27 protein-coding genes are annotated in these 25,037 nt (G+C 52.8%); 10 read left to right on the plus strand and 17 right to left on the minus strand.

Translation table 11 applies throughout. The features are described from left to right. Nucleotides 1-122: 122 nt before the first annotated feature. The gene (locus FHD02_RS15370) at nt 123-2,258 is read left to right on the plus strand and encodes an ornithine decarboxylase (protein WP_220394063.1); all 2,136 of its coding nucleotides are present in this window, start codon (nt 123-125) and stop codon (nt 2,256-2,258) included. An 87-nt stretch (nt 2,259-2,345) separates the two neighbouring features. Here FHD02_RS15370 and FHD02_RS15375 read toward each other — a convergent pair whose 3' ends face one another. The 4 genes from FHD02_RS15375 to mutY all read right to left on the minus strand — a co-directional run bounded on the left by FHD02_RS15375 (nt 2,346) and on the right by mutY (nt 6,334). Then, nucleotides 2,346-3,602, minus strand: a complete 1,257-nt coding sequence (locus tag FHD02_RS15375) for a nucleoside permease (protein WP_220394064.1) — start codon at nt 3,600-3,602, stop codon at nt 2,346-2,348. A 210-nt stretch (nt 3,603-3,812) separates the two neighbouring features. Then, nucleotides 3,813-4,898 carry a membrane-bound lytic murein transglycosylase MltC gene (gene mltC / locus FHD02_RS15380; RefSeq protein WP_220394065.1) on the minus strand — a complete coding sequence of 362 codons (1,086 nt, stop codon included), beginning with the start codon at nt 4,896-4,898 and terminating at the stop codon, nt 3,813-3,815. A gap of 86 nt (nt 4,899-4,984) precedes the next feature. Then, entirely contained in the window at nt 4,985-5,254 is a 270-nt protein-coding gene (locus FHD02_RS15385; RefSeq protein ID WP_003027126.1) for an oxidative damage protection protein, read from the minus strand. Between the two features lie 27 nt (nt 5,255-5,281). Then, nucleotides 5,282-6,334: an A/G-specific adenine glycosylase gene (gene mutY, locus FHD02_RS15390; protein ID WP_137360732.1), complete on the minus strand. Its 1,053-nt coding sequence runs from the start codon at nt 6,332-6,334 to the stop codon at nt 5,282-5,284. A 160-nt stretch (nt 6,335-6,494) separates the two neighbouring features. Here mutY and trmB point away from each other — a divergent pair, with 160 nt between their 5' ends. From trmB to ansB, 4 genes are all read left to right on the plus strand, one after another. Beyond that, entirely contained in the window at nt 6,495-7,214 is a 720-nt protein-coding gene (gene trmB / locus FHD02_RS15395; RefSeq protein ID WP_061382440.1) for a tRNA (guanosine(46)-N7)-methyltransferase TrmB, read from the plus strand. After that, the gene (locus FHD02_RS15400) at nt 7,214-7,540 is read left to right on the plus strand and encodes a YggL family protein (RefSeq protein WP_006686835.1); all 327 of its coding nucleotides are present in this window, start codon (nt 7,214-7,216) and stop codon (nt 7,538-7,540) included. The genes trmB and FHD02_RS15400 overlap by 1 nt, the downstream gene beginning before the upstream one ends. Nucleotides 7,541-7,589: 49 nt before the next feature. Beyond that, entirely contained in the window at nt 7,590-8,309 is a 720-nt protein-coding gene (locus FHD02_RS15405) for a DUF2884 domain-containing protein (RefSeq protein ID WP_220394066.1), read from the plus strand. A gap of 188 nt (nt 8,310-8,497) precedes the next feature. Further along, nucleotides 8,498-9,544 (plus strand): L-asparaginase 2, encoded by a 1,047-nt coding sequence (ansB, locus tag FHD02_RS15410; RefSeq protein WP_038633619.1) that lies wholly within the window; start codon nt 8,498-8,500, stop codon nt 9,542-9,544. 116 nt (nt 9,545-9,660) lie between these two features. On the opposite strand, the gene hemW is transcribed toward ansB, so the two are convergent. The 5 genes from hemW to FHD02_RS15435 are packed head-to-tail and all read right to left on the minus strand — an operon-like array spanning nt 9,661 to nt 12,967. Next, nucleotides 9,661-10,797, minus strand: coding sequence for a radical SAM family heme chaperone HemW (hemW, locus tag FHD02_RS15415; RefSeq protein ID WP_220394067.1), 1,137 nt, complete (start codon nt 10,795-10,797; stop codon nt 9,661-9,663). After that, on the minus strand, nt 10,790-11,383 hold the full coding sequence (locus tag FHD02_RS15420; RefSeq protein ID WP_038633614.1) for an XTP/dITP diphosphatase: 594 nt from the start codon (nt 11,381-11,383) through the stop codon (nt 10,790-10,792). The genes hemW and FHD02_RS15420 overlap by 8 nt, the downstream gene beginning before the upstream one ends. A 7-nt stretch (nt 11,384-11,390) precedes the next feature. Beyond that, nucleotides 11,391-11,681 (minus strand): DUF167 family protein YggU, encoded by a 291-nt coding sequence (gene yggU, locus FHD02_RS15425; RefSeq protein ID WP_042310947.1) that lies wholly within the window; start codon nt 11,679-11,681, stop codon nt 11,391-11,393. Beyond that, nucleotides 11,678-12,244: a YggT family protein gene (locus FHD02_RS15430; RefSeq protein WP_038633609.1), complete on the minus strand. Its 567-nt coding sequence runs from the start codon at nt 12,242-12,244 to the stop codon at nt 11,678-11,680. The genes yggU and FHD02_RS15430 overlap by 4 nt, the downstream gene beginning before the upstream one ends. Nucleotides 12,245-12,262: 18 nt before the next feature. Continuing rightward, nucleotides 12,263-12,967 carry a YggS family pyridoxal phosphate-dependent enzyme gene (locus FHD02_RS15435; protein WP_220394068.1) on the minus strand — a complete coding sequence of 235 codons (705 nt, stop codon included), beginning with the start codon at nt 12,965-12,967 and terminating at the stop codon, nt 12,263-12,265. Nucleotides 12,968-12,984: 17 nt separating this feature from the next. Between FHD02_RS15435 and FHD02_RS15440 the strand changes: the two genes are divergently transcribed. Continuing rightward, on the plus strand, nt 12,985-13,965 hold the full coding sequence (locus FHD02_RS15440; RefSeq protein ID WP_220394069.1) for a type IV pilus twitching motility protein PilT: 981 nt from the start codon (nt 12,985-12,987) through the stop codon (nt 13,963-13,965). On the opposite strand, the gene ruvX is transcribed toward FHD02_RS15440, so the two are convergent. The 8 genes from ruvX to metK all read right to left on the minus strand — a co-directional run bounded on the left by ruvX (nt 13,962) and on the right by metK (nt 21,145). Next, entirely contained in the window at nt 13,962-14,378 is a 417-nt protein-coding gene (gene ruvX / locus FHD02_RS15445; RefSeq protein WP_038633601.1) for a Holliday junction resolvase RuvX, read from the minus strand. The genes FHD02_RS15440 and ruvX overlap by 4 nt on opposite strands. Next, nucleotides 14,378-14,941 (minus strand): YqgE/AlgH family protein, encoded by a 564-nt coding sequence (locus FHD02_RS15450; RefSeq protein ID WP_032940453.1) that lies wholly within the window; start codon nt 14,939-14,941, stop codon nt 14,378-14,380. The genes ruvX and FHD02_RS15450 overlap by 1 nt, the downstream gene beginning before the upstream one ends. Before the next feature lie 111 nt (nt 14,942-15,052). Further along, nucleotides 15,053-16,000, minus strand: coding sequence for a glutathione synthase (gene gshB, locus FHD02_RS15455; protein ID WP_038633598.1), 948 nt, complete (start codon nt 15,998-16,000; stop codon nt 15,053-15,055). A gap of 12 nt (nt 16,001-16,012) precedes the next feature. Continuing rightward, entirely contained in the window at nt 16,013-16,744 is a 732-nt protein-coding gene (gene rsmE, locus FHD02_RS15460) for a 16S rRNA (uracil(1498)-N(3))-methyltransferase (protein WP_042310938.1), read from the minus strand. Nucleotides 16,745-16,818: 74 nt separating this feature from the next. Further along, nucleotides 16,819-17,526, minus strand: a complete 708-nt coding sequence (gene endA / locus FHD02_RS15465; protein WP_137360728.1) for a deoxyribonuclease I — start codon at nt 17,524-17,526, stop codon at nt 16,819-16,821. A 94-nt stretch (nt 17,527-17,620) separates the two neighbouring features. After that, nucleotides 17,621-18,118, minus strand: coding sequence for a SprT family zinc-dependent metalloprotease (locus FHD02_RS15470; RefSeq protein WP_137360727.1), 498 nt, complete (start codon nt 18,116-18,118; stop codon nt 17,621-17,623). A 78-nt stretch (nt 18,119-18,196) separates the two neighbouring features. Next, nucleotides 18,197-19,591: a galactose/proton symporter gene (gene galP, locus FHD02_RS15475; protein ID WP_003027074.1), complete on the minus strand. Its 1,395-nt coding sequence runs from the start codon at nt 19,589-19,591 to the stop codon at nt 18,197-18,199. A 399-nt stretch (nt 19,592-19,990) separates the two neighbouring features. Next, complete coding sequence (gene metK, locus FHD02_RS15480; protein ID WP_006686850.1) at nt 19,991-21,145, minus strand: methionine adenosyltransferase; 1,155 nt, start codon at nt 21,143-21,145, stop codon at nt 19,991-19,993. 419 nt (nt 21,146-21,564) lie between these two features. Between metK and FHD02_RS24690 the strand changes: the two genes are divergently transcribed. From FHD02_RS24690 to speB, 4 genes are all read left to right on the plus strand, one after another. Further along, nucleotides 21,565-21,702, plus strand: coding sequence for a hypothetical protein (locus FHD02_RS24690; protein ID WP_286364578.1), 138 nt, complete (start codon nt 21,565-21,567; stop codon nt 21,700-21,702). A 91-nt stretch (nt 21,703-21,793) separates the two neighbouring features. Further along, nucleotides 21,794-21,925 carry an acid stress response protein YqgB gene (yqgB, locus tag FHD02_RS15490; protein WP_064507034.1) on the plus strand — a complete coding sequence of 44 codons (132 nt, stop codon included), beginning with the start codon at nt 21,794-21,796 and terminating at the stop codon, nt 21,923-21,925. A gap of 8 nt (nt 21,926-21,933) precedes the next feature. Beyond that, on the plus strand, nt 21,934-23,910 hold the full coding sequence (gene speA, locus FHD02_RS15495; RefSeq protein ID WP_072014782.1) for a biosynthetic arginine decarboxylase: 1,977 nt from the start codon (nt 21,934-21,936) through the stop codon (nt 23,908-23,910). A gap of 141 nt (nt 23,911-24,051) precedes the next feature. After that, nucleotides 24,052-24,972 carry an agmatinase gene (speB, locus tag FHD02_RS15500; protein WP_137360726.1) on the plus strand — a complete coding sequence of 307 codons (921 nt, stop codon included), beginning with the start codon at nt 24,052-24,054 and terminating at the stop codon, nt 24,970-24,972. The last annotated feature ends 65 nt before the right edge of the window (nt 24,973-25,037 follow it).

The raw sequence follows: 25,037 nt of genomic DNA on the forward strand, positions 1-25,037 counted from the left end.
CTATCTGCTTTTACTGATGTCTGGCGGTCGGGGCTGGTAACCAGTTTGACCTGTCATTTCGTGGGCAAAGCAACGCAGCTTTGCCGGGACTTTTGATTTTCCCGAAACGGGTTATTGCGCTTATGAAATCAATGAAAATTGCCGCCAGTGGTGAACTGGTCTCTCGTCTGTCCAGCCATCGTCAGGTGGTCTCGCTGGACAGTACCGATTTTACTGACGTTGCGGCAGTCGTCATTACCGTTGCGGACAGCCGCAGCGGGATCCTTGCTTTGCTTAAACGCACAGGTTTTCATTTACCCGTGTTTCTGTTCGCGGAGTCTAATGTGGATGTGCCAGCGGGCGTAAATGCGGTCATTCGCGGTCAGGCTCAGGAGTGGCTGGAGCTGGAATCTGCTGCCTGTCAGTATGAAGAAGATTTGCTGCCGCCGTTCTACGACACACTGACCCAGTATGTCGAAATGGGGAACAGCACGTTTGCCTGCCCGGGGCACCAACACGGTGAATTTTTTAAGAAGCATCCTGCGGGGCGGCATTTCTACGAATTCTTTGGTGAGAATCTGTTTCGTGCGGACATGTGCAACGCTGACGTTAAGCTTGGCGATCTGCTGATTCATGAAGGGTCAGCGAAACATGCGCAGAAATTTGCCGCTAAAGTTTTCCACGCGGATAAAACCTACTTTGTACTGAACGGGACCTCTGCGGCCAATAAAGTGGTGACCAATGCGCTGCTGACGCGTGGGGATCTGGTGCTTTTTGACCGTAACAACCATAAGTCGAACCACCACGGCGCGCTGATCCAGGCGGGCACCACGCCGGTTTATCTGGAGGCGGCGCGTAATCCGTTTGGCTTTATCGGCGGCATTGATGAGCACTGCTTTGATGAACAGTACCTGCGTCAGCAGATCCGTGAAGTTGCGCCACAAAAGGCTGACCAGCCGCGTCCGTTCCGTCTGGCGATCATTCAGCTCGGCACTTATGACGGCACGATCTATAACGCCCGGCAGGTGATCGACAAGATCGGTCACCTGTGCGATTACATCCTGTTTGATTCCGCATGGGTTGGATACGAGCAATTTATCCCGATGATGGCCGATGGCTCACCACTGCTGTTGGAGCTTAATGCTAACGATCCGGGGATCTTTGTCACTCAGTCAGTACACAAACAACAGGCCGGGTTCTCGCAAACCTCGCAGATCCACAAAAAGGATAACCACATTCGCGGCCAGGCGCGGTTCTGTCCGCATAAGCGGCTGAACAACGCTTTTATGCTGCATGCTTCCACCAGTCCGTTTTACCCGCTGTTTGCGGCGCTGGATGTTAACGCTAAAATCCATGAAGGAGAGAGCGGTCGTCGGCTATGGGCGGAATGCGTGGCGTTGGGAATCGAGGCCCGCAAAGCGATTATTGCCCGCTGTAAGATGATTCAGCCGTTTATTCCCCCGGTGGTTGATGGCAAACCATGGGAAACCTATCCGACGGCGGTGATTGCCAGCGAGCGTCGCTTCTTTAGCTTTGAGCCTGGCGCAAAATGGCATGGTTTTTCCGGTTACGCGCGCGACCAGTATTTTGTCGATCCCTGCAAGCTGTTGTTAACCACTCCGGGCATTGATGCGCAAACCGGGCAATATACTGAGTTTGGTATTCCGGCGACGATTCTGGCGCATTACCTGCGTGAAAACGGCATTGTGCCAGAGAAATGCGACCTCAACTCGATTCTGTTCCTGCTGACCCCGGCTGAAAGCGCAGAGAAAATGGCGCAACTGGTGGCGATGCTGGCGCAGTTTGAGCAACACATTGAGAACGACACGCCGCTGGCTGAAGTGCTGCCCACTATCTTCAACAAGTATCCGGTGCGCTACCGGGATTACACGCTGCGTGAACTGTGTCAGGAGATGCACTCACTGTACGTCAGCTTTGATGTGAAAGATCTGCAAAAAGCGATGTTCCGTCAGGAGAGTCTGCCTGCCGTGGCGATGAATCCGCAGGATGCGAACAGCGCTTTTATTCGTGGTGATGTTGAACTGGTGCGTATTTGTGATGCCGCTGGCCGCATTGCGGCGGAAGGTGCGCTGCCTTATCCTCCGGGCGTGCTGTGCGTGGTACCGGGTGAAGTCTGGGGCGGGGCGGTGCAACAATACTTCCTGGCGTTGGAAGAGGGGGTAAACCTGCTGCCTGGTTTCTCGCCGGAGCTGCAAGGCGTTTACAGTGAGACGGATGCAGACGGCATTAAGCGTCTGTATGGATATGTTCTGAAGTAAAAGCCGGATGGCACTAAACGCTTATCCGGCTTACGAACTGGTCAAAAAGAAGGTCACCTGATGGTGACCTTCTTTAATCAATAAAGATTAGTGCGCGATAGTCTGGGCGCCTGCCGGAGTGCGCACGTGTTTGTATTTAAACAGCGCAACGAAGGCAAAAGCCAGAACCAGCGAGTAACCTGCGAAGATCAGCCACACGGTCTGCCAGTCGGTAATACCGTTCAGGGTGTAGTGTTCAACCACTTTGCCGCTCACCAGACCGCCCAGAATACAACCGAAGCCGTTGGTCATCATCAGGAACATACCCTGTGCGCTGGCACGAATTTCAGGGCGAACTTCTTTCTCCACGAACACGGAGCCAGAGATGTTGAAGAAGTCGAAGGCGCAGCCGTAAACAATCATCGACAGAACCAGCAGTACGGTACCGAACGGCGTAGGATCGCCGTAGGCAAACAGGCCGAAGCGCAGCATCCACGCGACGATACTGATCAGCATCACGTTCTTAATACCGTAACGGCTTAAGAAGAACGGGATGGTCAGGATAAACAGCGTCTCAGAAATCTGTGAAATCGACATCATCACCGATGCGTGTTCAACGATAAAGCTACCAGAGAACAGCGGGTTGTTGTCGAAGCTGTGCAGGAAGGTATTACCAAACATATTGGTAATCTGCAGCTCCGCGCCCAGCATCATTGAGAAGATGAAGAAAATCGCCATGCGCTTGTTTTTAAACAGCGCAAAGGCATCCAGACCCAGCATAGACGACCAGCTCTGGTTTTTCTGCTGATTGGCGACCGGAATATGCGGCAGCGTCAGGGTGAACAGTACCAATATCAGGGACAATGTCGCACCGATATACAACTGCATATGGCTCAGTTCAAAGCCGGAGAAGCTTACTGCCCACATCGCCAGAATAAAGCCGATGGTGCCCCAGATACGGATTGGCGGGAAGTCAGTTACGATATCCATTCCGGCTGATTGCAGGCGATAGTAGGAGATGGTGTTGATTAACCCCAGCGTTGGCATATAGGCCAGAGAGTTAAGCAAGATCACAAAGAACATGGCGCCTGGCGTGGTGACTTCGGCTGCGGCGAACAGTGTTCCTGCGCCGACCAGATGGCAAAGGGCGTAAACCCACTTCGCACTGATCCATTTGTCGGCCACGATCCCTAACAGCGTCGGCATAAACACGGCGGCGATCCCCAGCGAGCTATACACCGCGCCAATGGATGCACCATCGAATTTAAGGGTGACAAACATATAGGAGCCGAGAGTAGTCAGCCAACTACCCCATAAGCAGAACTGCAGAAACGAGAGAACTTTCAGCTGCAGCTTAAGATTCATGTTAATTTCCTCACACCGTAATGCGGATGAATGTTTTAAAAGGCACATTTGCCGTGGCTATATGATGTGATTCTATCAATGAGAAGCACTCTTTTTTTGTTACCTGTGACAAATATTTGCAAACAATTTCTAATTGCAAGGCAAAAGAGTGATGTGGTTAACACTTTTGGCTCTTCTGGCCCCCGTTTTAGGGGGCAGAAGAGGGATACATTAGCGACGTCGATATGATTTTTGTGCGGAATTGACCTTGTAAAGGTATCGGCGTGATTCAGCTGATGGGTGTCGGGTGGTCAGAGTTTGATAAACGTCTCCCGGCGACATGCTGTTAATGATATTCGCGGCCTGAATTTTATCATTCGAGAACACGCGCAGCACGCTGCCAGCACCGCCGTTATACGCGGTGATCACCGCATAGCGACGCGAGGTTGGATTATCAATGCCGCCCAAATAGACATTGTTGAGCATGGCCAGATAAGCCGTGCCGGTATCAATGTTGCTGGCCGGGTCAAACAGAAAACTGCGGCTAGGTGTGCCTGAGCGCCCTTGCGAGCGGAACACATCTTTACCGGCACTGTGCTGTACCACCTGCATCAGTCCCAGCGCATCGGCATGGCTGACCGCATACGGGTTAAACGAAGATTCGGTTTGCATGATGGCCAGAATCAGCGACTCGTCGACGCCATACTTACGCGATGCCTGACGCACCATGCCGATGTATTTATGCGCGCGCTTATCAAGGTGGTTTGGTACCAGATTGATCGTTACGCTATAAATGATACGCAGACCATTGCTGCGGCTTTTAAGTCGTGTTTGCAGCAGGTAGTTGGCAAAGTTGGTTGCACGTCCCTCCCAACGAATTGGCTGGCCGGTATTATCGACCACCTGTCCGTACAGGAACGGCTCTTTGGAAATCTTAATGTCGTCGACATCAGAATAGAGATCGATAGAACCCGGATCATCGCCCATCAGCAACGTCTTGATAATTGCCCGACGCAGATGCCCGGCAGGATTTGTCCCGGCAATGGTCTCGACGGTTATCGTACCGTCATCAAAGTTGATGTGGCTGCGGGTTTGGTACTGATCGGTATACTTTACGTAATCCTTCGGACCCGCAATCAGCACTTCCTTAAATCCCCACAGATTCTCAATGTTATGGGCAAATTGCCCCATCAGAATGTCAAAACCGTTGGTATCCTTGACCCAGGCTTCGTTATAGGAATCGCCTTTTTTGGTCGAGCTGGAACAGGAGATGAGCAACGGCGCAATAACGGCAAGCGCGAGAAATTTTTTCATCATTCCGGGAGTGCGTGTTGTGTTTGTTATTTGCAAGGACCAGATTAAATCGTCGGCCGGATCAGCGCAGCGCCATCCGGCAACGGTTTTTATGACTCTGGCGTATAGCCTTCAATATGCACATCCTTACCTTCAAACAGGAAGTTAATCATCTCCTGTTCCAGTAACTTACGGTGTTCGACGTTCATCATATTGAGTTTTTTCTCGTTAATCAGCATGGTCTGTTTATGCTGCCATTGCGCCCATGCTTCTTTAGAAATCTCGTTATAAATGCGTTTTCCCAGATCGCCCGGGTACAGCTGAAAATCCTGGCCTTCTGCTTCGCGTTGCAGGAAAGTGCAAAAAATCGTTCTGCTCATAAAAAATCCTCTCTATCGACCGCTACGTTAAACCTGTGTACCGGCATGTAATTGCTGTAACAAACGCTCCACGGGAGCCGCCAGTCCAACAGATGGCGGTTGCGCTAAGTTATACCAGAGCGCATTGCCTTCATCCATGCATGAACTGAATGAAGACACGGGAAGCCACATAGGCACAATATCTAAGTGGAAATGGCTAAAGGTATGGCGAAACGCATTAAGTTGGGTCAGATTATCTGCGTTAATTTGTCGTTGCGCCAGCCAGTTGCGCAGTCCATCTTCGTCGTCAAACTGCGGAAAACAGTATAAACCACCCCATAAGCCGCTGGGCGGTCGCTGCGCGAGCAGCACTTCGTCATCATGCTGCAGCAGTAAAAAATAGCCTGTACGTTCCGGTAACGTCTGTTTGGGTTTTTTACCAGGATACAGCGCCCAGCTTGCATTGGCGGCCGCTACACAGCCATTCTCTAGCGGACATAGCGAACATTTAGGCTTTGAACGTGTACAAACCATAGCGCCTAAATCCATCATCGCCTGGTTAAACCGCTCAACGCCGTGGGCAGGCGTAACCTGCTCGCTCAGCTCCCACAGTCTTTTTTCGACCTCTTTTTTCCCCGGCCAGCCGCTTACAGCATAACAGCGAGCCAGCACGCGTTTGACGTTACCGTCGAGAATCGGAAAATGCTGACCCAGAGAGAGTGAAAGGATCGCGCCTGCGGTGGAACGCCCAACACCTGGCAGGGCGGCTACCTCATCAAAGGTTTGCGGAAAAGTACCGCCATGCAGCGACACAACCTGCTGCGCGGCTTTATGTAAATTACGCGCACGGGCGTAATAGCCCAGCCCGGTCCATAAATGCAGGACTTCATCCAGCGGCGCATGGGCCAAATCCGTTACCGTCGGGAAGCGCGTCATAAAGCGCTCAAAATAGGGGATAACAGTGGCAACCTGAGTTTGTTGCAGCATCACCTCAGAGAGCCATACTTTGTAAGGCGTCTTGTCAATTTGCCAGGGCAGCGTCTTGCGCCCGTATTTGTCGTACCAGCTCAAAACCTGAGCTGAAAATTGAGAGGCTTGCATGATTACCGTTTCATTATTGCCGGGGGCAAGATTGCAGCACAGCGGCAACGGGGTGTAAACCGGAACTTTCCGCTGCTCACTTTCTTCCTTTACTTGCATCCGGCAACTAACTTTGGATAATGCCCGTTTTCAGAACTCAAACACAGCAGACTAAACTTTTATGAAGAACGACGTCATTTCACCGGAATTTGATGAAAACGGCCGCCCGCTGCGCCGGATTCGTAGTTTTGTTCGTCGCCAGGGGCGACTGACGAAAGGGCAGGAACACGCGCTGGAAAACTACTGGCCGGTGATGGGCGTTGAGTTCAGCGAAGAGCCTGTGGATTTCGCTGCACTGTTTGGTCGCGATGCGCCAGTCACGCTGGAAATCGGTTTCGGTATGGGAGCGTCTTTGGTAGCAATGGCGAAAGAGCGTCCGGAACAAAATTTCCTCGGCATTGAGGTACACTCGCCGGGCGTTGGCGCGTGTCTGGCTTCCGCCCATGAAGAGGGCGTCGAGAACCTGCGCGTCATGTGCCATGATGCCGTTGAAGTCCTGCATAAAATGATTCCTGACAATTCTTTATCTATGGTTCAGCTGTTTTTTCCTGACCCATGGCATAAAGCACGTCATAATAAACGCCGTATCGTTCAGGTACCGTTTGCTGAGCATATCTTAAGTAAGCTGAAGCTGGGCGGTGTGTTCCATATGGCAACCGACTGGGAAGCGTATGCGGAGCACATGCTGGAAGTGATGTCCTCGATTGACGGGTATAAAAACCAGTCAGAGAGTAACGATTATGTACCGCGCCCACAATCGCGCCCGGTAACCAAATTTGAACAACGTGGTCATCGTCTTGGCCACGGCGTATGGGACTTAATGTTCGAGAGGGTGAAATAATGGCAAAGAACCGTAGCCGTCGTCTGCGTAAAAAAATGCACATCGACGAATTCCAGGAAATAGGATTTTCGGTTGCATGGCGTTTCCCGGAAGGTACATCTGGAGAGCAGGTCGATAAAATCGTTGATGACTTTATCAATGAGGTTATCGAACCGAACAAACTGGCCTTTGACGGCAGCGGCTATCTGGCCTGGGAAGGTCTGATCTGTCTGCAGGAAATCGGCAAATGCACCGAAGAACATCAGGCTATCGTGCGTAAGTGGCTGGAAGAGCACAAACTTGAAGAAGTGCGTACCAGCGAACTTTTCGATATTTGGTGGGACTAAGTAGCACAGGGTCGGCAAATGCCGGCCCGATTTGTATTGAGGGAAAGATATGATGCGCAAAACGCTGCTGGCGGCAGTCCTCACGTTCACGGCGATGGCCGCACATGCCGATTACAAGTGCAGCGTCACCCCACGTGACGATGTGATTTTGAGCCCACAAACGGTGCAGGTAAAAGGCGAAAACGGCGATCTGGTCATTACCCAGACCGGTGATGTCACCTTTAACGGTAAGCAGTACAACCTCAACGCCGCACAGCGTGAGCAGGCTAAAGATTATCAGGCGGCGTTGCGTAGCAGCCTGCCGTGGATTGACGAAGGTGCCAGAACGCGCGTAGAGAAAGGTCGCGTGGCGCTGGACAAAATCATCGCCAAAGAGGTCGGTGAAAGCAGCAACATGCGTGGCCGCTTAACCAAGCTGGATGCGCAATTGAAAGCGCAGATGAACCGCATCATCGAACATCGTACTGATGGGCTGACCTTCCACTATAAGGCGATTGACCAGGTCCGCGCCGACGGGCAGCAATTAGTGAATCAGGCGATGGGCGGCATTTTGCAGGACAGCATCAACGAGATGGGCGCCAAAGTTGTGCTCAAAGGCGGTGGTAACCCGCTGCAGGGCGTGCTCGGGAGCCTCGGTGGTTTGCAAACCTCAATTCAGAACGAATGGAAGAATCAGGAACAAGACTTCCAGCAGTTTGGCAAAGATGTTTGTGCCCGCGTCGTGACGCTGGAAAATGATCGTAAAACGCTGGTTAGCACGCTGAAATAATCTTCACCTCTTATTAACGGCACAGAAACATTCTGTGCCGTTTTATTTTGTATCTTTCTGTTTTTTTGATATCCATCTCTAAGAATGGCAATTTGATGGAGATATAAATCTGGTTAATTGCAACTCGTCACATTATTCATCTGTAAGATAGACATAATGCTGCAAATTCAAGTAACTGGAGAAATAACATGGAGTTTTTCAAGAAAACGGCACTTGCCGCACTGGTTATGGGTTTCAGCGGCGCGGCGCTTGCACTGCCAAACATCACTATTTTAGCAACCGGCGGGACCATTGCCGGCGGTGGTGATTCCGCGACAAAATCTAACTACACGGCAGGCAAGGTAGGCGTAGAGAATCTGGTTGAAGCCGTACCTCAGTTGAAAGACATCGCGGTTGTTAAAGGCGAGCAGGTGGTGAACATCGGCTCTCAGGATATGAATGACGACGTCTGGTTAACGCTGGCGAAAAAGATTAACACCGAGTGTGATAAAACCGACGGTTTTGTCGTGACACATGGTACGGATACCATGGAAGAAACCGCCTATTTCCTCGACCTGACCGTCAAGTGCAACAAGCCGGTAGTGCTGGTGGGTGCAATGCGTCCGTCTACAGGGATGAGCGCCGATGGCCCGTTCAACCTGTATAACGCAGTGGTGACGGCTGCAGACAAAGCCTCTGCCAACCGTGGCGTGCTGGTGGTGATGAACGACACCGTGATGGATGGTCGCGACGTGACCAAAACCAACACTACCGATGTAGCCACCTTCAAATCCGTTAACTATGGCCCGCTGGGCTACATCCATAACGGCAAGATTGACTACCAGCGTACGCCTGCGCGTAAGCACACCACGTCTACTCCGTTCGATGTGTCTAAGCTGACCGAACTGCCGAAAGTGGGGATTGTTTACAACTACGCTAACGCCTCGGATCTGCCAGCCAAAGCGCTGGTCGACGCGGGTTATGCGGGTATCGTCAGTGCGGGTGTAGGTAACGGCAACTTGTATAAAACGGTATTCGATACGCTGGCCACTGCCGCGCATAAAGGTACCGTCGTGGTGCGTTCCTCCCGTGTACCAACCGGCTCCACCACGCAGGATGCTGAAGTTGATGATGCGAAATACGGCTTTGTGGCTTCAGGTTCTCTGAACCCGCAAAAAGCGCGTGTTCTGCTGCAGCTTGCGCTGACGCAAACCAAGGATCCTAAGCAGATCCAGGAAATGTTTAATCAGTATTAATCGATGCAGGTGGCTGCGCTTATCGCCCTAACCCTGTAGGCCTGATAAGCGCAGCGCCATCAGGCAATTGGCCGGATGGCGGCTCAAGGCCTTATCCGGCCTACATCGTTACCGTATTACTCCGCCAGAAACAGCTCCAGCAGCGAATTCAAAAACAGCTTACCGTGTTGGGTAATCTGCCAGTATTCATCGCATTCACTCAGGTAACCCTGGGCGATAGCTGCATTAATCTGTCGACGAATAACGTCTTCGGCAAGCCCAGTGTATTGCGTGAATTCTGCACGCGGCGCGGCCTCCAGTAACCGGAAACGATTCATAAAGAACTCGAACGGCTTGTCGGCTTCGGCAACATCACGCTGGCTTTCCAGGTAACGTCCTTGCATGTATCCGCGTGGATGCCGCGTTTTGGTGGTGCGCAAAATGCGTCCGTCCGGGAAAGTGATTTTGCCGTGCGCGCCACAGCCAATGCCAAGATAGTCGCCAAAACGCCAGTAATTGAGATTGTGCTGACACTGATAGCCCGGCTTCGCATAGGCTGAGGTTTCGTACTGCTGATACCCCGCTGCAGTCAGCAACTGGTGGCCTTGCTCAAAAATATCCCACAGTGCGTCATCGTCCGGTAGAACCGGCGGACGTGAACCAAATAGCGTGTTGGGTTCGATGGTCAACTGATACCAGGAAAGATGCGGCGGGTTGAGCGCGATGGCCTGCTGCAAATCACTCAATGCTTCTTCCAGCGACTGATCCGGCAGGCCGTGCATCAGATCGAGATTAAAGCTACGTAGCCCCAGACCGCTCGCCAGGTGTGCTGCACGTTTGGCTTCTTCCGGCCCGTGAATACGTCCCAGACACTTAAGTTTGGCGGCGCTAAAGCTTTGTACGCCAATGGAGATTCGGTTTACGCCTGCGCGTTGATAATCAACGAAGCGATCGGCTTCCACCGTACCAGGATTCGCCTCCATCGTGATTTCTGCATCCGCGGCCAGCTTCAGACGTGCGCGCACGCCGTCGAGCAGCGTTTGCATTGCCGGGCCAGAAAGCAGGCTCGGCGTACCACCACCGATAAAAATGGTCTTTACTTCACGTCCCTGGGCGTGGGCCACCTCAGTATCCAGATCGCTCAGCAGATGCTGCACATAGTCGTCATGAGGAACGTCGCCCTTCAGCGCATGCGAGTTGAAGTCGCAGTACGGGCATTTTTGCACGCACCACGGGATGTGAATATAAAGACTTAGCGGCGGAAGCTTAACCATTACGCAGGGCATCCAGCAGCAGCTTCAGCGCCTGTCCGCGGTGAGAAATCGCACTTTTCTCTTCACGGGTCAGTTCAGCCGCCGTTTTCCCTTCAGTCGGCACAAAGAATATCGGGTCGTAGCCAAAGCCACCATTTCCGGCAGGTTCACGGGTAATAATACCCGGCCAGCTTCCGTGGCACACTACCGGTGTTGGATCGTCTGCGTGGCGCATATACACCAGCACACAGTGGAACTGTGCCTGGCGCTTGTCATCAGGAACATCCTGCAGGGTATGAAGCAGTTTTTCCAGGTTCTGCCTATCGGTCGCATCTTCGCCGGAATAGCGGGCCGAATAGATGCCTGGCGCGCCGCCAAGGGCGTTCACCGCCAGACCGGAGTCATCAGCAATGGCCGGCAGTCCGGTAATTTGCGCTGCATGACGCGCCTTCAGAATGGCATTCTCAATAAACGTCAGCCCGGTCTCTTCTGCAGAATCAACACCCAGATCCGTTTGGGCAACGACATCAAGACCGAAATCACTCAGAAGAGAGGCGAGTTCACGCACTTTACCGGCATTGCCGGTCGCGAGGACAACTTTTTGCATGGGATACCTAATCAGTTAGCGCCGCAATTTCGGGCGGGATCTGTTGCGGATGAATGATTTTAACCTGTTTGTGACGGCCAAGCTCGCCCTTCTCAATGATGACCTGGCTCTTTGCCACACGGAACTGTTTGCCGAGAAACTTCACCAGATGGCTATTCGCTTGCCCATCCACCGGCGGGGCGGTAATGGCGACTTTAACTTCGTCGCCATGTAAACCCACAATACTGTCACGGCTGGCTTTAGGCTGAATGTAGAGCCGTAAAACCAGACCGTCGTCGCAGGGTGTAACGGCACTCATAGCGCCATCCACAGCCCCGGCAGCAGCATATTGCCTGTCGCCTGTAACACTTCCGCGATACCCATGTTAATCACATAGAGCAGCAGAACCAGAATCATCGGCGAGAAATCGATGCCGCCCATGCCCGGGAGTATACGACGGATAGGACGCAGCAGCGGGTCTGCCAGTTGGATCAGTACATATTCCACAGGGCTACGGCCCTGGCTGACCCAGCTCATAATTGCCATCACCAGCAGTACCCAGAAAATCAGCAGCCCGATGGTCTTGAGGACAATCAGTACGGCGGCGATCCAGATAATCGGCTGGAACGTGACCACCTTAAACAGCACGATTGCCTTGATAAAGCTGAGAACGAGCGCAACTAATGCCGAGGCGCTGTCAATCGGCCCCATCGGGGGAATCACACGGCGTAACGGCCCAATAACAGGCTGAGTGATTTTCACTATAAACTGCGAGAACGGGTTGTAAAAATCGCAGCGAGACCATTGCATCCACACGCGTAGCAGCAGCGCCATGGTATACAGCTCAATTACCGTTGAGAGCAGGAAGGTCAACGTATTCATGGTGTTCCTTAGTTTTCCTTATTTTTTAGTGTAATCACGAGCACCAAAAATGGCGGTGCCAATGCGCACCATCGTGCTACCCGCCGCAATTGCGGCATCCATATCATCAGACATCCCCAGTGAGAGGGTGTCGATGCCTGGGTAGCGTGTTTTCAACCCGGTAAATGCTACAGCCATTTGCTGTGCAACTTCAAACTGCCTTACATAATCTGACTCAGGCGCCGGAATTGCCATCAGACCACGCAGGTTAATACGCGGCAATGCGGCGACTTCAGCGGCCAATGCGTCAAGCTCTGCCAGCGGAATACCCGACTTACTGTTCTCATCGCTGATATTAATCTGTATCAGCACATTCAGCGGCGGCAGTTGTGCCGGGCGCTGCTCGCTCAGACGGGTAGCGATACGCAGACGATCAATGGTATGGCACCAGTCAAAATGTTCAGCGACCAGACGGCTTTTGTTGGACTGCAGCGGGCCGATAAAGTGCCATTGCAGATCGTTGACGCCTTGTTCCCGGAAGTAGCGAATTTTATCCACCCCTTCCTGAACATAATTTTCACCGAAGGCTCGCTGACCTGCGGCAATGGCATCTTCGATGGCGCTCGCAGGTTTGGTTTTACTGACTGCAAGCAACGTAACTTCTTCTGAAGACCGCCCGCAACGCGTCGCGGCGGCTGAGATTTTGTCCCGGACATGTGCCAGGTTATGCGCGATATCGTTCATTTTCCGAGGATGTTCATATGAATATGGAAGAAATAGTGGCCCTTAGTGTAAAGCATAACGTGTCGGATCTACACCTGTGCAATGCATGGCCTGCGCGCTGGCGCATACGCGGAAAAGTCGAAAATGCACCGTTTTCCACGCCTGACGTGGAGAAATTGCTGATGTGCTGGCTCAGTGAGCAACAACAGGTACAGTGGCGGGAACAGGGGCAGATGGATTTTGCCGTTACGCTGGCGAACTCACGGCGTCTGCGCGCGAGCGCATTTGTTCATCAGCAGGGAATCTCTCTGGCGCTAAGGCTGTTGCCGCTTGATTGCCCATGTTTAGATGATCTCCAGACTCCCGCCGCCTTACCTGAGCTACTGCACAGTGAAAATGGATTAATTCTGGTGACCGGTGCTACCGGCAGCGGTAAATCAACGACCCTGGCGGCGATGGTGGCATATCTTAACCAGCACGTTGCGGGACATATTTTGACGCTGGAAGATCCCATTGAATATCGCTACACCAGCCAGCGTTGTCTTATTCAACAACGGGAGGTGGGCGTACACTGCGCTTCTTTCGCCGCCGGTTTGCGCGGCGCGCTGCGCGAAGATCCTGACGTCATTCTGCTGGGCGAGCTGCGCGACGTGGAAACCATTCGTCTGGCGTTAACGGCTGCGGAAACCGGGCATCTGGTGCTGGCAACATTACACACGCGAGGGGCGGCGCAGGCCATTGCGCGGCTGGTGGATACCTTTCCTGCACAGGAGAAAGATCCGGTGCGTAATCAGCTGGCAGACAGCCTGCGGGCAGTGCTTGCGCAAAAGCTGGAACAAGATAAGCAGGGAGGGCGCGTGGCGCTATTCGAACTGCTCGTCAACACGCCCGCTGTCGGTAACCTGATCCGTGAAGGGAAAACGCATCAGCTACCCGGCATAATGCAAACCGGGCAACAGACAGGCATGCAGACGTTTACGCAGAGCCAGCAGCAGCGCCAGGCGCAGGGACGGCTTTAGTAGCCCTGCTCGAAATAGCTTTCGAGTATAATAACGGCAGAAGCGGAGTCCACTTTACCTTTATTCAGTGCCCGGTACCCGCCTTGCTCAAACAGACCGGAACGGGCTTCGACGGTGCTCAAACGCTCATCATGCAACGTCACGGTAACGCCAAAACGACCATGAATACGGTTAGCAAACTTGCGTGCGCGTGCGGTAAGGGGTTGTTCGGTGCCATCCATATTGAGCGGTAAGCCGACAATGATTTCGTCCGGCTGCCATTCTTTCAGCAGACGTTCAATCAGATTCCAGTCCGGCGTACCGTCCTGTGCTTTGATCGCGGGCAAGGGTCTCGCGGTACCGGTAATGCGCTGACCAATTGCGACGCCAATGCTTTTTGTACCAAAGTCGAAAGAGAGTAATGTTCCGCTCATCAGGCATGTCCCGCCACGCCAGGCATGGTAAGAATATCTATCCCGATAAGTTTTGCCGCATCACGCCAGCGGTCGGCAATCGGCGTTTTAAACAAGATGTTGAGATCGGCGGGGGCCGTAAGCCAGGCGTTATCCAGCAGTTCTTGTTCCAGCTGGCCTTTTTCCCATGATGAATAGCCTAACGCAACCAGCACCTCAGAGGGTTGCTCCTGCGTACCTAAGGTTTCTAATACATCGCGGGAGGTGGTGATGATGGTGTTATCTGAAATGCGGATACTGGATGCAAAACGTGACGGCGGGGTATGCAGAATAAATCCACGGTCTTCCGCCAGCGGTCCGCCGAGCATCACCGGTTTATCCAGACGAATAGCCGGATCTCGCGCTTCAGGGGTAATTTTCAGCTTTTCCAGAATCCCTTCAATTTGTAAGTTTTCCAGAGGCTTATTGATGATAATCCCCATTGCTCCGTTCTCATTGTGTTCACAGATATACACCACGGAACGGCGGAAAATCGGATCCTGGAGAGCAGGCATGGCAATAAGAAAGTGATGCTGTAAATTCATTGTCAGAGGTTCTGTTTCCTGGTTCAAAAAAGCAACAGCGCCCAGTATGCGTACAAATACGAGCGCTGTCACTATGAGTATTGGTAGGATCCCTTCTACCGGCGAGTTCTTTTATTTTTGCAAACGAGCCTCAATGGCATCCATCAACATACCGGTAATCGAAACCGGGAATTCTGCTTCAATCTCACGAATACAGGTTGGACTGGTGACGTTAATTTCCGTCAAGCGATCGCCAATGATATCCAGACCGACAAAAATTAATCCCTTCGCTTTCAGCGTTGGCCCAATGCGGCGGGCAATTTCCCAGTCGCTGTCGGTTAATGGACGCGGCTCGCCACGGCCACCGGCGGCCAGGTTGCCACGGGTTTCACCGCCCTGCGGAATACGCGCCAGGCAGTACGGAACGGGTTCGCCATCCACAACTAGTACGCGTTTGTCGCCGTCTTTAATCGCTGGCAAATAGTTCTGCGCCATGCAGTAGCGGGTACCATGTTCGGTCAACGTTTCGGCAATGACACCGAGGTTCGGGTCACCTTCTTTCACGCGGAAAATAGACGCGCCGCCCATGCCGTCCAGCGGCTTGAGAATGATGTCGCTATGTTTTTGCCAGAAGGCTTTCAGCTGCGCTTTGTTACGTGTGACTAGCGTTTCTGGCGTCAGGTCGGCAAACCATGCGGTGAACAGTTTTTCGTTGCAATCGCGCAGGCTCTGCGGTTTGTTGACGATTAACGTCCCTTTTTCTTCTGCGCGTTCCAGAATATAGGTCGCGTAAATGAACTCGGTATCAAATGGCGGATCCTTACGCATCAGAATCACGTCCAGATCGGCCAGCGGGAGATCCTGCTCACCCTTGAACTCATACCATTTGTCGTAGTTCTGCTCTACGCTCAGGGTCCGCGTACGGGCGCGGGCTTCACCGTTGATCAGATAAAGATCGGCCATCTCCATATAGTGAATTTCGTAACCACGACGTTGTGCTTCCAGCAGCATTGCGAAGCTGGAATCCTTCTTGATGTTGATGCTTGCGATGGGATCCATCACGATGCCGAGCTTGATCATTGTTCTTCTCCGTTAGCCCAGATCGCCAAAACGCACCTGTAGCGCGGTAATGGCGGTGAGCGCAGTTGTCTCAGTACGCAGAACGCGAGGTCCTAACAGAATATCAGTAAACTGATAACGTGCGGTCATGGCAATTTCATCTGCCGACAGTCCACCCTCCGGGCCAATCAGCAAGCGGATGCGCTCTACCGGCAGCGGCAGCGTATTGATGCTGGCGCTGGCGCGAGGATGCAGGTTCAGTTTCAACCCTTCGTCCTGTTCCGCGCACCATGCTTCCAGATCCATTGCCGGGCGAATTTCAGGCACCCGGTTACGACCGCACTGTTCGCAGGCGGCAATGGCGATTTTCTGCCACTGCTGGAGCTTTTTGTTCAGGCGTTCACTATCCAGTTTAACGCCGCAGCGCTCAGAAAAAAGTGGCGTAATGAGGCTTACACCCAGTTCGATCGATTTCTGGATAGTAAATTCCATTTTTTCGCCGCGCGACATCACCTGGCCCAGGTGGATGTGCAACGGCGATTCACGATCGTCGAGTTCGGCGTTAAGCACCTTCACGTCCACGCTTTTCTTGCTTGCGTGAGTGATTTCGGCGTCAAACACCTGGTTGCTACCGTCAAACAGCTGTAGCGCCTGGCCAGGTCCCATACGCAGCACACGGCCGATATGGTTGGCGGCATCTTCACACAGTGAAATTTGGCTGCCGGAAACGAGTGGCTCAGGGTGATAAATGCGAGGAATGCGCATAGTTAAACATCCGCATCATGGCCCTGGACTGCGAAAGGCCAGGGCATGGTTAAAAATATTGCCGCTAGTGTAGGTTAGCTCTTTTGCGCCTGGCAAGCGCGTTGCACATAGGGGTTATGGTTCCCCTGTACCTTCGCAATGCGTTCGTCACGCTCACACTCCCAGTCGGTGACCGGATATTGCTTGTTCCAGGCATTAAAAAGCTGGGTTTGTTGGCGGGAGAGCGTCAGGTCGTACTGGTCACGCATGTAAAAATAGGTACGAGCAATGGCACCGCGGGCGCGGGCTGGCGGCTCGGCAACTTTCTCTTTGAAGTCGACCTTCATGGCGCACTGTCCATACTGTCCTTCGCCACCGTTCCACTGGCTGTACATAAAGTTTGCGCGATCGCCATTCACTTCACCCACTGCAGGCTGCAGGTTATGCATATCGCTTTCCATCCGGCGATAGACCGGATCTTTGGCGCAGTTTTTACGCCCTCCGTCCTGCCAGCACTGGCGCTGATGGCCAAACTGCCAGGCGGGAACAACGTGCTCCCATTCGATACGACTGGCGCGGTTTTCGTTTTTTCGCACTTTATAGCCGCAGGATTCAAGGTCAACGACCCCTTTTTTACCTTGCCAGTTAATTTTGCAACCACAGTAGAAATCGCCCGGCGCATCGGCGTTAACTTTGACGCCTGCTGCTTTCGCCTGAGAAAAACTGTTGATACCTTCGGCTAACACCGGGCCAGAAAACGCAGCGGCTAACATGGCCGTGGCAAAAGAAAGATTACGGTACATCACGAACTCCGTGTCAAAACGAGCCCGCAACGTAGCGAAAGTTGTTCTTGTATGCAATCAGCTAGATCAGAAAGGTTCCTGATAATTCTGAATATTATTCTGCAATCAGTGGTTCGCCGCAATGGACGCAGCGGTAGGTGGCTTCACCGCGAACAACACGGTTATGGCGGCGAACGGTCAAGTGATGTTCCTGGCACTTACAGCGGTAAGCAAAGGTTTTACGCTGCACGGATTGCAGTTCAAACTGATGCGTGCGTCGGGCCGGGACGCCCAGCACACTCTCCATCATCCATTTCCACTCTTTTCCGTGCGGCGGGACGCGGCCAAAGTGCTTCCACACCAGCAAATGTGCTAGTTCATGGGGGACCACTTCGTTAACGAACGCATCGACGTTTTCCATCAGCAACACCGGGTTTAGGCGGATTTCGTAAGTTTGTAGCCACGCCGTACCTGCGGCGGTTCCGCGCTGTTGGTAAACAAGCTTTGGCTCCGGGTAATAACATTCCAGCTTGAGATTGGCCTGGGCGAGTTTTTCCCGCAAGCTGCGCATAACGGCTTGCTGGATGGCGATGGGAAGTCGGGAGGTTTTCATAACGCCAGAGGATAGTGCGACAGGGAAGGGACTGCAAGAGGAAGGCTTCCTCCCGCCCGGGGAGGAAGCTTTGAGTGATTAGTCGTGTGCGCCAATTTCGCGCAGTTTACGACCTTTCATCAGGTTACGTTCAATGTGTTCCAGAGAGACGTTTTTCGTTTCCGGGATTAGCCACAGAGTCAGGAAGATGAACAGTACGTTCAGACCGCCGTAGACCCAGAAGGTGTTAGCGCTGCCCAGCGAGTTCAGCATCGTCAGGAAGGTTGCGCCAACGATCATGTTAGCAATCCAGTTGGTTGCGGTAGAGCAGGTGATGCCGAAATCGCGGCCTTTCAGCGGCTGAATTTCAGAACACAGCACCCAAATCAGCGGACCGGCGCTCATCGCGAAGCCAACGATAAACATCAGCAGCATCAGCACGGCAAAGTACTGGGCGGCAGCGGAGTGGATACCCACATGCATCATAGTGCCCAGCACGCCCATACCCACCGCCATGACGATAAAGCCAAGAATCAGCGTAGGTTTACGGCCCCAGCGGTCAACCAGGCCAATGGCGATAAAGGTTGCCAGTACGTTGGTCAGGCCAACGATAACCGTTCCCCACATCTGCTCGGTGGTGTTGGTATAACCTGCCAGTTCAAAGATTTTTGGCGCGTAATACATAATGACGTTCATCCCGGTGAACTGCTGCATCACCTGTAACAGCACGCCAAGGAACACTGCGCGACGGAAGTTGCTGTTTTCTTTAAACAGCGCCCAGCCACTTTGTTTAACCTGCAGACTCTCACGAATTTCATCCAGCTCGCGTTTGGCCTCGGCGCTGGTATCACGCAGACGCAACAGAACGCGCTCGGCATCGACAAAACGACGTTTAGCTGCAAACCAACGTGGGCTGTCCGGCAGGAAGATAACGCCAACCAGCAGTAACAGAGCAGGGATAATGATTACGCCCAGCATCCAGCGCCATGCGCCGCTATAACTGAATGCGGTATCGGAGAGGTAAGCGCCAAGGATCCCGATGGTGATCATCAACTGATACATCGAGATCATACTGCCACGGATTTTTTCCGGTGCGATTTCGGACAGGTACAGCGGCGCAGTATAAGACGCAACACCAACGGCCAGGCCCAGCAGCACGCGGGAAACCAGCAGCACTTCAACGTTTGGCGCGGCGGCGGAGAACAGTGAACCGGCAACAAACAGGATTGCGCCAATCATCAGGCTCTTTTTACGCCCCAGTTTGAAGGAGAGCCAGCCGCTGCCAACAGCGCCTACAGCCGCACCAAACATCATTGAGCTCACCACCCATTCCTGAGTGTGCGGGGTAATTTGAAACTCGTCGGTGATGAACGGTAAAGCACCGGCAATAACACCGATATCCAGGCCAAAAAGTAATCCAGCCAGGGCTGCAAGAAAGCAGACAAAAAATGTCATGGCTTTGTTGGAACGCCCCGTTTTTTTATTGTCAGGCATGATGCCCTCCGGTTGGGTAGCTAGTTTTGTTGATGTTAAGGGTAGGTGAGTGCGGGGTAAAAAAATGCGAATTACATCACATTAGTGTAATCGCTTACACTGGTATCCATGGTGTTTATTATTTATTCGATTGAAAAATAACGTTTTTTATAAGAATGCGATAAAGCTGGTTGCCTGAAATTAAGACAATACTGAAAGATAATGTAACAATGATGCACAAGAGATGGCCAGGAGATGTTAATTCAAAGTGGGCTTAAATACTGCTTAATGTAATCGCTTTCATTTTCGTTCGAAAAGAGGATTGCCAGGCCGTTATGGGAATGGGGAAGAGAAGATGGGCATAAAAAAAGACCAGCCGGGGCTGGTCTTAGGAAGTATACGCGTTCAGTCGTGGGTGAATTACTTCAGCCCGGCAGCGTCACGCAGCAGTTGCGCTTTGTCGGTTTTTTCCCAAGGGAAATGTTCGCGACCAAAGTGACCATAGGCTGCGGTTTCTTTGTAGATTGGGTGCAACAGATCCAGCATCTGAATCAGACCATACGGGCGCAGGTCAAAGAACTCACGCACCAGCAGGGTCAGCTGTTCTGAAGGCACTTTTTCGGTACCGAACGTTTCAACCATGATAGAGGTCGGTTCAGCCACGCCGATGGCGTAGGAAACCTGAATCTCACAACGGTCAGCCAGACCAGCGGCAACGATGTTTTTCGCGACGTAGCGCGCCGCATAGGCTGCGGAACGGTCAACTTTAGACGGATCCTTACCAGAGAATGCGCCGCCACCGTGACGAGCCATGCCACCGTAGGTATCAACGATAATCTTACGACCCGTCAGACCGCAATCGCCCATTGGGCCGCCGATAACGAAACGACCGGTTGGGTTGATGAAGAATTTGGTCGAAGCATTCAGCCATTCAGTCGGCAGCACCGGTTTGATGATCTCTTCCATAACGGCTTCTTGCAGCGATTTCTGGTCGATATCTTCAGAGTGCTGAGTTGACAGAACAACCGCATCAATACCGACGATTTTGCCGTCGTCATACTGGAAGGTGACCTGGCTTTTTGCATCCGGACGCAGCCAGGATAAGGTGCCGTTTTTACGCACTTCAGCCTGACGCTGCACCAGACGGTGAGCATAGGTAATTGGCGCTGGCATCAGCACGTCGGTTTCGTTGGTGGCATAGCCAAACATCAGGCCCTGGTCGCCCGCGCCCTGTTCCAGCGGATCGGCACGGTCAACGCCCTGGTTGATGTCCGGAGACTGTTTACCAATTGCGCTCAGTACCGCACAAGAGTTGGCGTCAAAACCCATGTCGGAATGCACATAGCCAATTTCGCGCACCGTGTTACGGGTGATCTCTTCGATATCGACCCATGCGCTGGTGGTGATCTCACCGCCAACTAAAACCATACCGGTTTTGACGTAGGTTTCGCAGGCAACGCGTGCTTTCGGATCCTGTTCCAGGATTGCATCCAGCACGGCATCAGAGATTTGGTCAGCGATTTTGTCAGGATGCCCTTCTGATACGGACTCGGACGTAAAAAGGTGTTTTGCCATATTTAATTTCACCTAAGGAGAATTTGGTTAGCTCAAACTGTCGAGTGGGATAGCCATGTGTAGAAGATTCTACCATGAGTCTGCAGATGACGGACACTGGCAGTCTGAGTGTTAATCGGTATAGATGGATTAACATCTGGACGGCTATTTTAGGACAGTTCTTCGCCTGATTTCCAGCTTTTTTTGAGTAAGGTCTCATTGTACTGAAAATGTAACTGGAAATTTTTCCTGACGGTGCTGGCAATGTGCGTATTTATCTTTTGCTTTTTGACTTTCTTATCGGTATAAAACGCGGCGCGCGGCTCATACAAAAAGCACACGACATTTTCATCGTGTTGCCACTTCCAGCCGGGTTAAAACTTTAGCTTTGGCTTGTGGGTTCGTTCCGTAAGGAGCAACCGTGGAGGTGATACGAGATAATGAACCGTTGTATTCTGCTGAATCTGTCGCACCGTTCTGGTGTACATATGTCCCTCGCAATCTGCATCTTGCATACCTGCCGATGTTATACCCATCTCGGCGCTTCTCAGGACTCAAGAGCCGGTAACGGTCACTAAGAACTGAACAAGGGCGCTCTTGGTAAACAAGAGTTTTCTCGTGGTTTCGCCGAACCGTCAGCAGTACGTTCGGTTACGTGTTTACAATGATATGAAAAAGAAACCGGTCGCACAGTCGGAGCGTCAGCACTATCTGCTGGAAATTCTGCCTGTATTTGGGTTGTTATCGCGTCTTTGGATTGCGATAGTAGTCAACTGTTTTACACTTGTTAATAAAATTTGAGGTTCGCTATGTCTGACGACATTTCTTTGGGTTCGCCTTCGTCAGCAGGCGAACACGGTGTACTACGCTCCATGCAGGAGGTTGCAATGAGTTCCGAGGAAGCCAGCAAGATGCTGCGTACTTACAATATTGCCTGGTGGGGTAATAACTACTATGACGTCAATGAACTGGGTCACATCAGCGTGTGCCCGGATCCGGACGTACCAGAAGCGCGCGTTGACCTTGCTGAGTTGGTGAAAGCCCGTGAAGCGCAGGGCCAGCGTCTGCCTGCATTGTTCTGCTTCCCGCAGATCCTGCAACACCGACTGCGTTCGATTAACGCCGCGTTCAAACGCGCCCGTGAATCCTACGGCTACAACGGTGACTATTTCCTCGTTTACCCGATCAAGGTTAACCAACACCGTCGTGTGATTGAATCACTGATCCACTCCGGCGAACCGCTGGGACTGGAAGCGGGTTCCAAGGCTGAACTGATGGCCGTTCTGGCCCATGCCGGAATGACCCGTAGCGTGATCGTCTGTAACGGCTATAAAGACCGTGAATACATCCGTCTGGCGCTGATTGGCGAGAAGATGGGCCATAAGGTCTATCTGGTTATCGAGAAGATGTCTGAAATCGCCATCGTGCTGGATGAAGCTGAACGCCTGAATGTCGTTCCGCGTCTGGGCGTGCGTGCGCGTCTGGCGTCGCAGGGTTCCGGCAAGTGGCAGTCCTCCGGTGGTGAAAAATCCAAATTCGGCCTGGCGGCAAACCAGGTACTGCAACTGGTAGAAATTCTGCGCGAGCGCGGCCGTCTGGACAGCATTCAACTGCTGCACTTCCACCTCGGCTCGCAGATGGCGAACATTCGCGATATCGCCACCGGTGTGCGTGAGTCGGCCCGTTTCTACGTCGAGCTGCACAAGCTGGGCGTGAATATTCAGTGCTTCGACGTGGGCGGCGGCCTGGGCGTGGACTATGAAGGTACCCGTTCGCAATCCGACTGCTCCGTAAATTACGGCCTGAACGAATACGCCAACAACATTATCTGGGCGATTGGCGACGCTTGTGAAGAACATGGTCTGCCGCACCCGACGGTGATCACTGAATCGGGTCGTGCCGTTACCGCGCACCATACCGTGCTGGTTTCCAATATCATTGGCGTTGAGCGTAGCGAAATTACCGAAGCGACGCCTCCGGCAGACAACGCGCCGCGCTCCCTGCAAAGCATGTGGGAAACCTGGCAAGAGATGCACGAGCCGGGCACGCGCCGTTCGCTGCGTGAATGGCTGCACGACAGCCAGATGGACCTGCACGATATTCACGTTGGCTACTCCTCTGGCACCTTTAGTCTGCAGGAACGCGCGTGGGCGGAGCAGCTCTATCTGAACATGTGCCATAATGTGCAAAAACAACTCGATCCGAGCAACCGCGCGCACCGCCCGATTATCGACGAGCTGCAGGAGCGGATGGCGGATAAGATTTACGTCAACTTCTCACTGTTCCAGTCAATGCCGGATGCGTGGGGGATCGATCAACTGTTCCCGGTGCTGCCGCTGGAAGGGCTGAACCAGGCGCCTGAGCGCCGCGCGGTGCTGCTGGATATTACCTGTGACTCTGATGGCGCTATCGACCATTACGTTGACGGGGATGGTATTGCTACCACTATGCCGATGCCGGAATACGACCCGGAGAACCCGCCGATGCTGGGCTTCTTTATGGTTGGCGCGTATCAGGAGATCCTCGGCAACATGCACAACCTGTTCGGCGATACCGAAGCGGTCGACGTGTTTGTCTTCCCTGATGGCAGCGTGGAAGTGGAATTGTCTGACGAAGGTGATACCGTGGCGGATATGCTGCAGTACGTGCAGTTGGATCCGAAAACGCTGCTGACGCAGTTCCGTGATCAGGTGAAAAACACCGATCTGGACGCCGAGTTGCAGCAACAGTTCCTCGAAGAATTTGAAGCGGGTCTGTACGGATACACCTATCTGGAAGACGAGTAAAGCTGTGCGGGTTCGCTTGAATCCGTACAAATTAACGGCGATAATTCGCCAAAACAAGTAGTCACGTAAATCAATCCCTTCCTCGTCGGGCTTAACGACGCGGAGGGGATTTTTTTCATCGATTTTTAAAGAGGTCAGTACATGAGCACCTTAGGTCATCAATACGACAACTCCCTGGTTTCTAACGCCTTTGGTTTTTTGCGTCTGCCGATGAATTTCATGCCCTACGACAGCGACGCCGATTGGGTGATTACTGGCGTGCCGTTTGATATGGCGACTTCCGGTCGTGCTGGCGGCCGTCATGGTCCGGCGGCGATCCGTCAGGTATCTACTAACCTGGCGTGGGAGCATAACCGCTTCCCGTGGAACTTCGATATGCGCGAGCGCCTGAACGTCGTGGACTGCGGCGATCTGGTTTATGCTTTCGGTGATGCCCGTGAAATGAGTGAGAAACTGCAGGCGCACGCAGAGAAACTCCTTTCTGCGGGTAAGCGTATGCTCTCCTTTGGTGGCGACCACTTCGTCACGTTACCGCTGCTGCGCGCGCACGCTAAGCACTTTGGTAAAATGGCGTTGGTACATTTCGATGCCCACACTGATACCTACGCTAACGGTTGCGAATTCGACCACGGCACCATGTTCTATACTGCGCCGAACGAAGGGCTGATCGACCCGAACCACTCGGTGCAGATTGGTATCCGTACCGAGTTCGACAAAGACAATGGTTTCACCGTGCTGGACGCCTGCCAGGTGAACGATCGCAGCGTGGACGACATCATCGCCCAGGTTAAGCAGATCGTTGGCGATATGCCGGTGTACCTGACCTTTGATATCGACTGCTTGGATCCTGCGTTTGCGCCAGGGACCGGCACGCCAGTGATCGGGGGCCTGACCTCCGATCGCGCGATCAAGCTGGTACGGGGTCTGAAAGATCTGAACATCGTCGGGATGGACGTGGTGGAAGTGGCGCCGGCTTACGATCAGTCTGAGATCACCGCACTGGCGGCGGCAACGTTAGCGTTAGAAATGCTGTATATTCAGGCTGCGAAAAAAAGCGAGTAACGGGCTATAAGTAGGGTTAACCAGCCGTTGGGCTGAAAAATCAAAGCCAGGCAATATTCATGCCT

The sequence above is a fragment of the Citrobacter sp. EC_71 genome (assembly GCF_019584005.1).
Classification (GTDB): Bacteria; Pseudomonadota; Gammaproteobacteria; order Enterobacterales; family Enterobacteriaceae; genus Citrobacter; species Citrobacter werkmanii.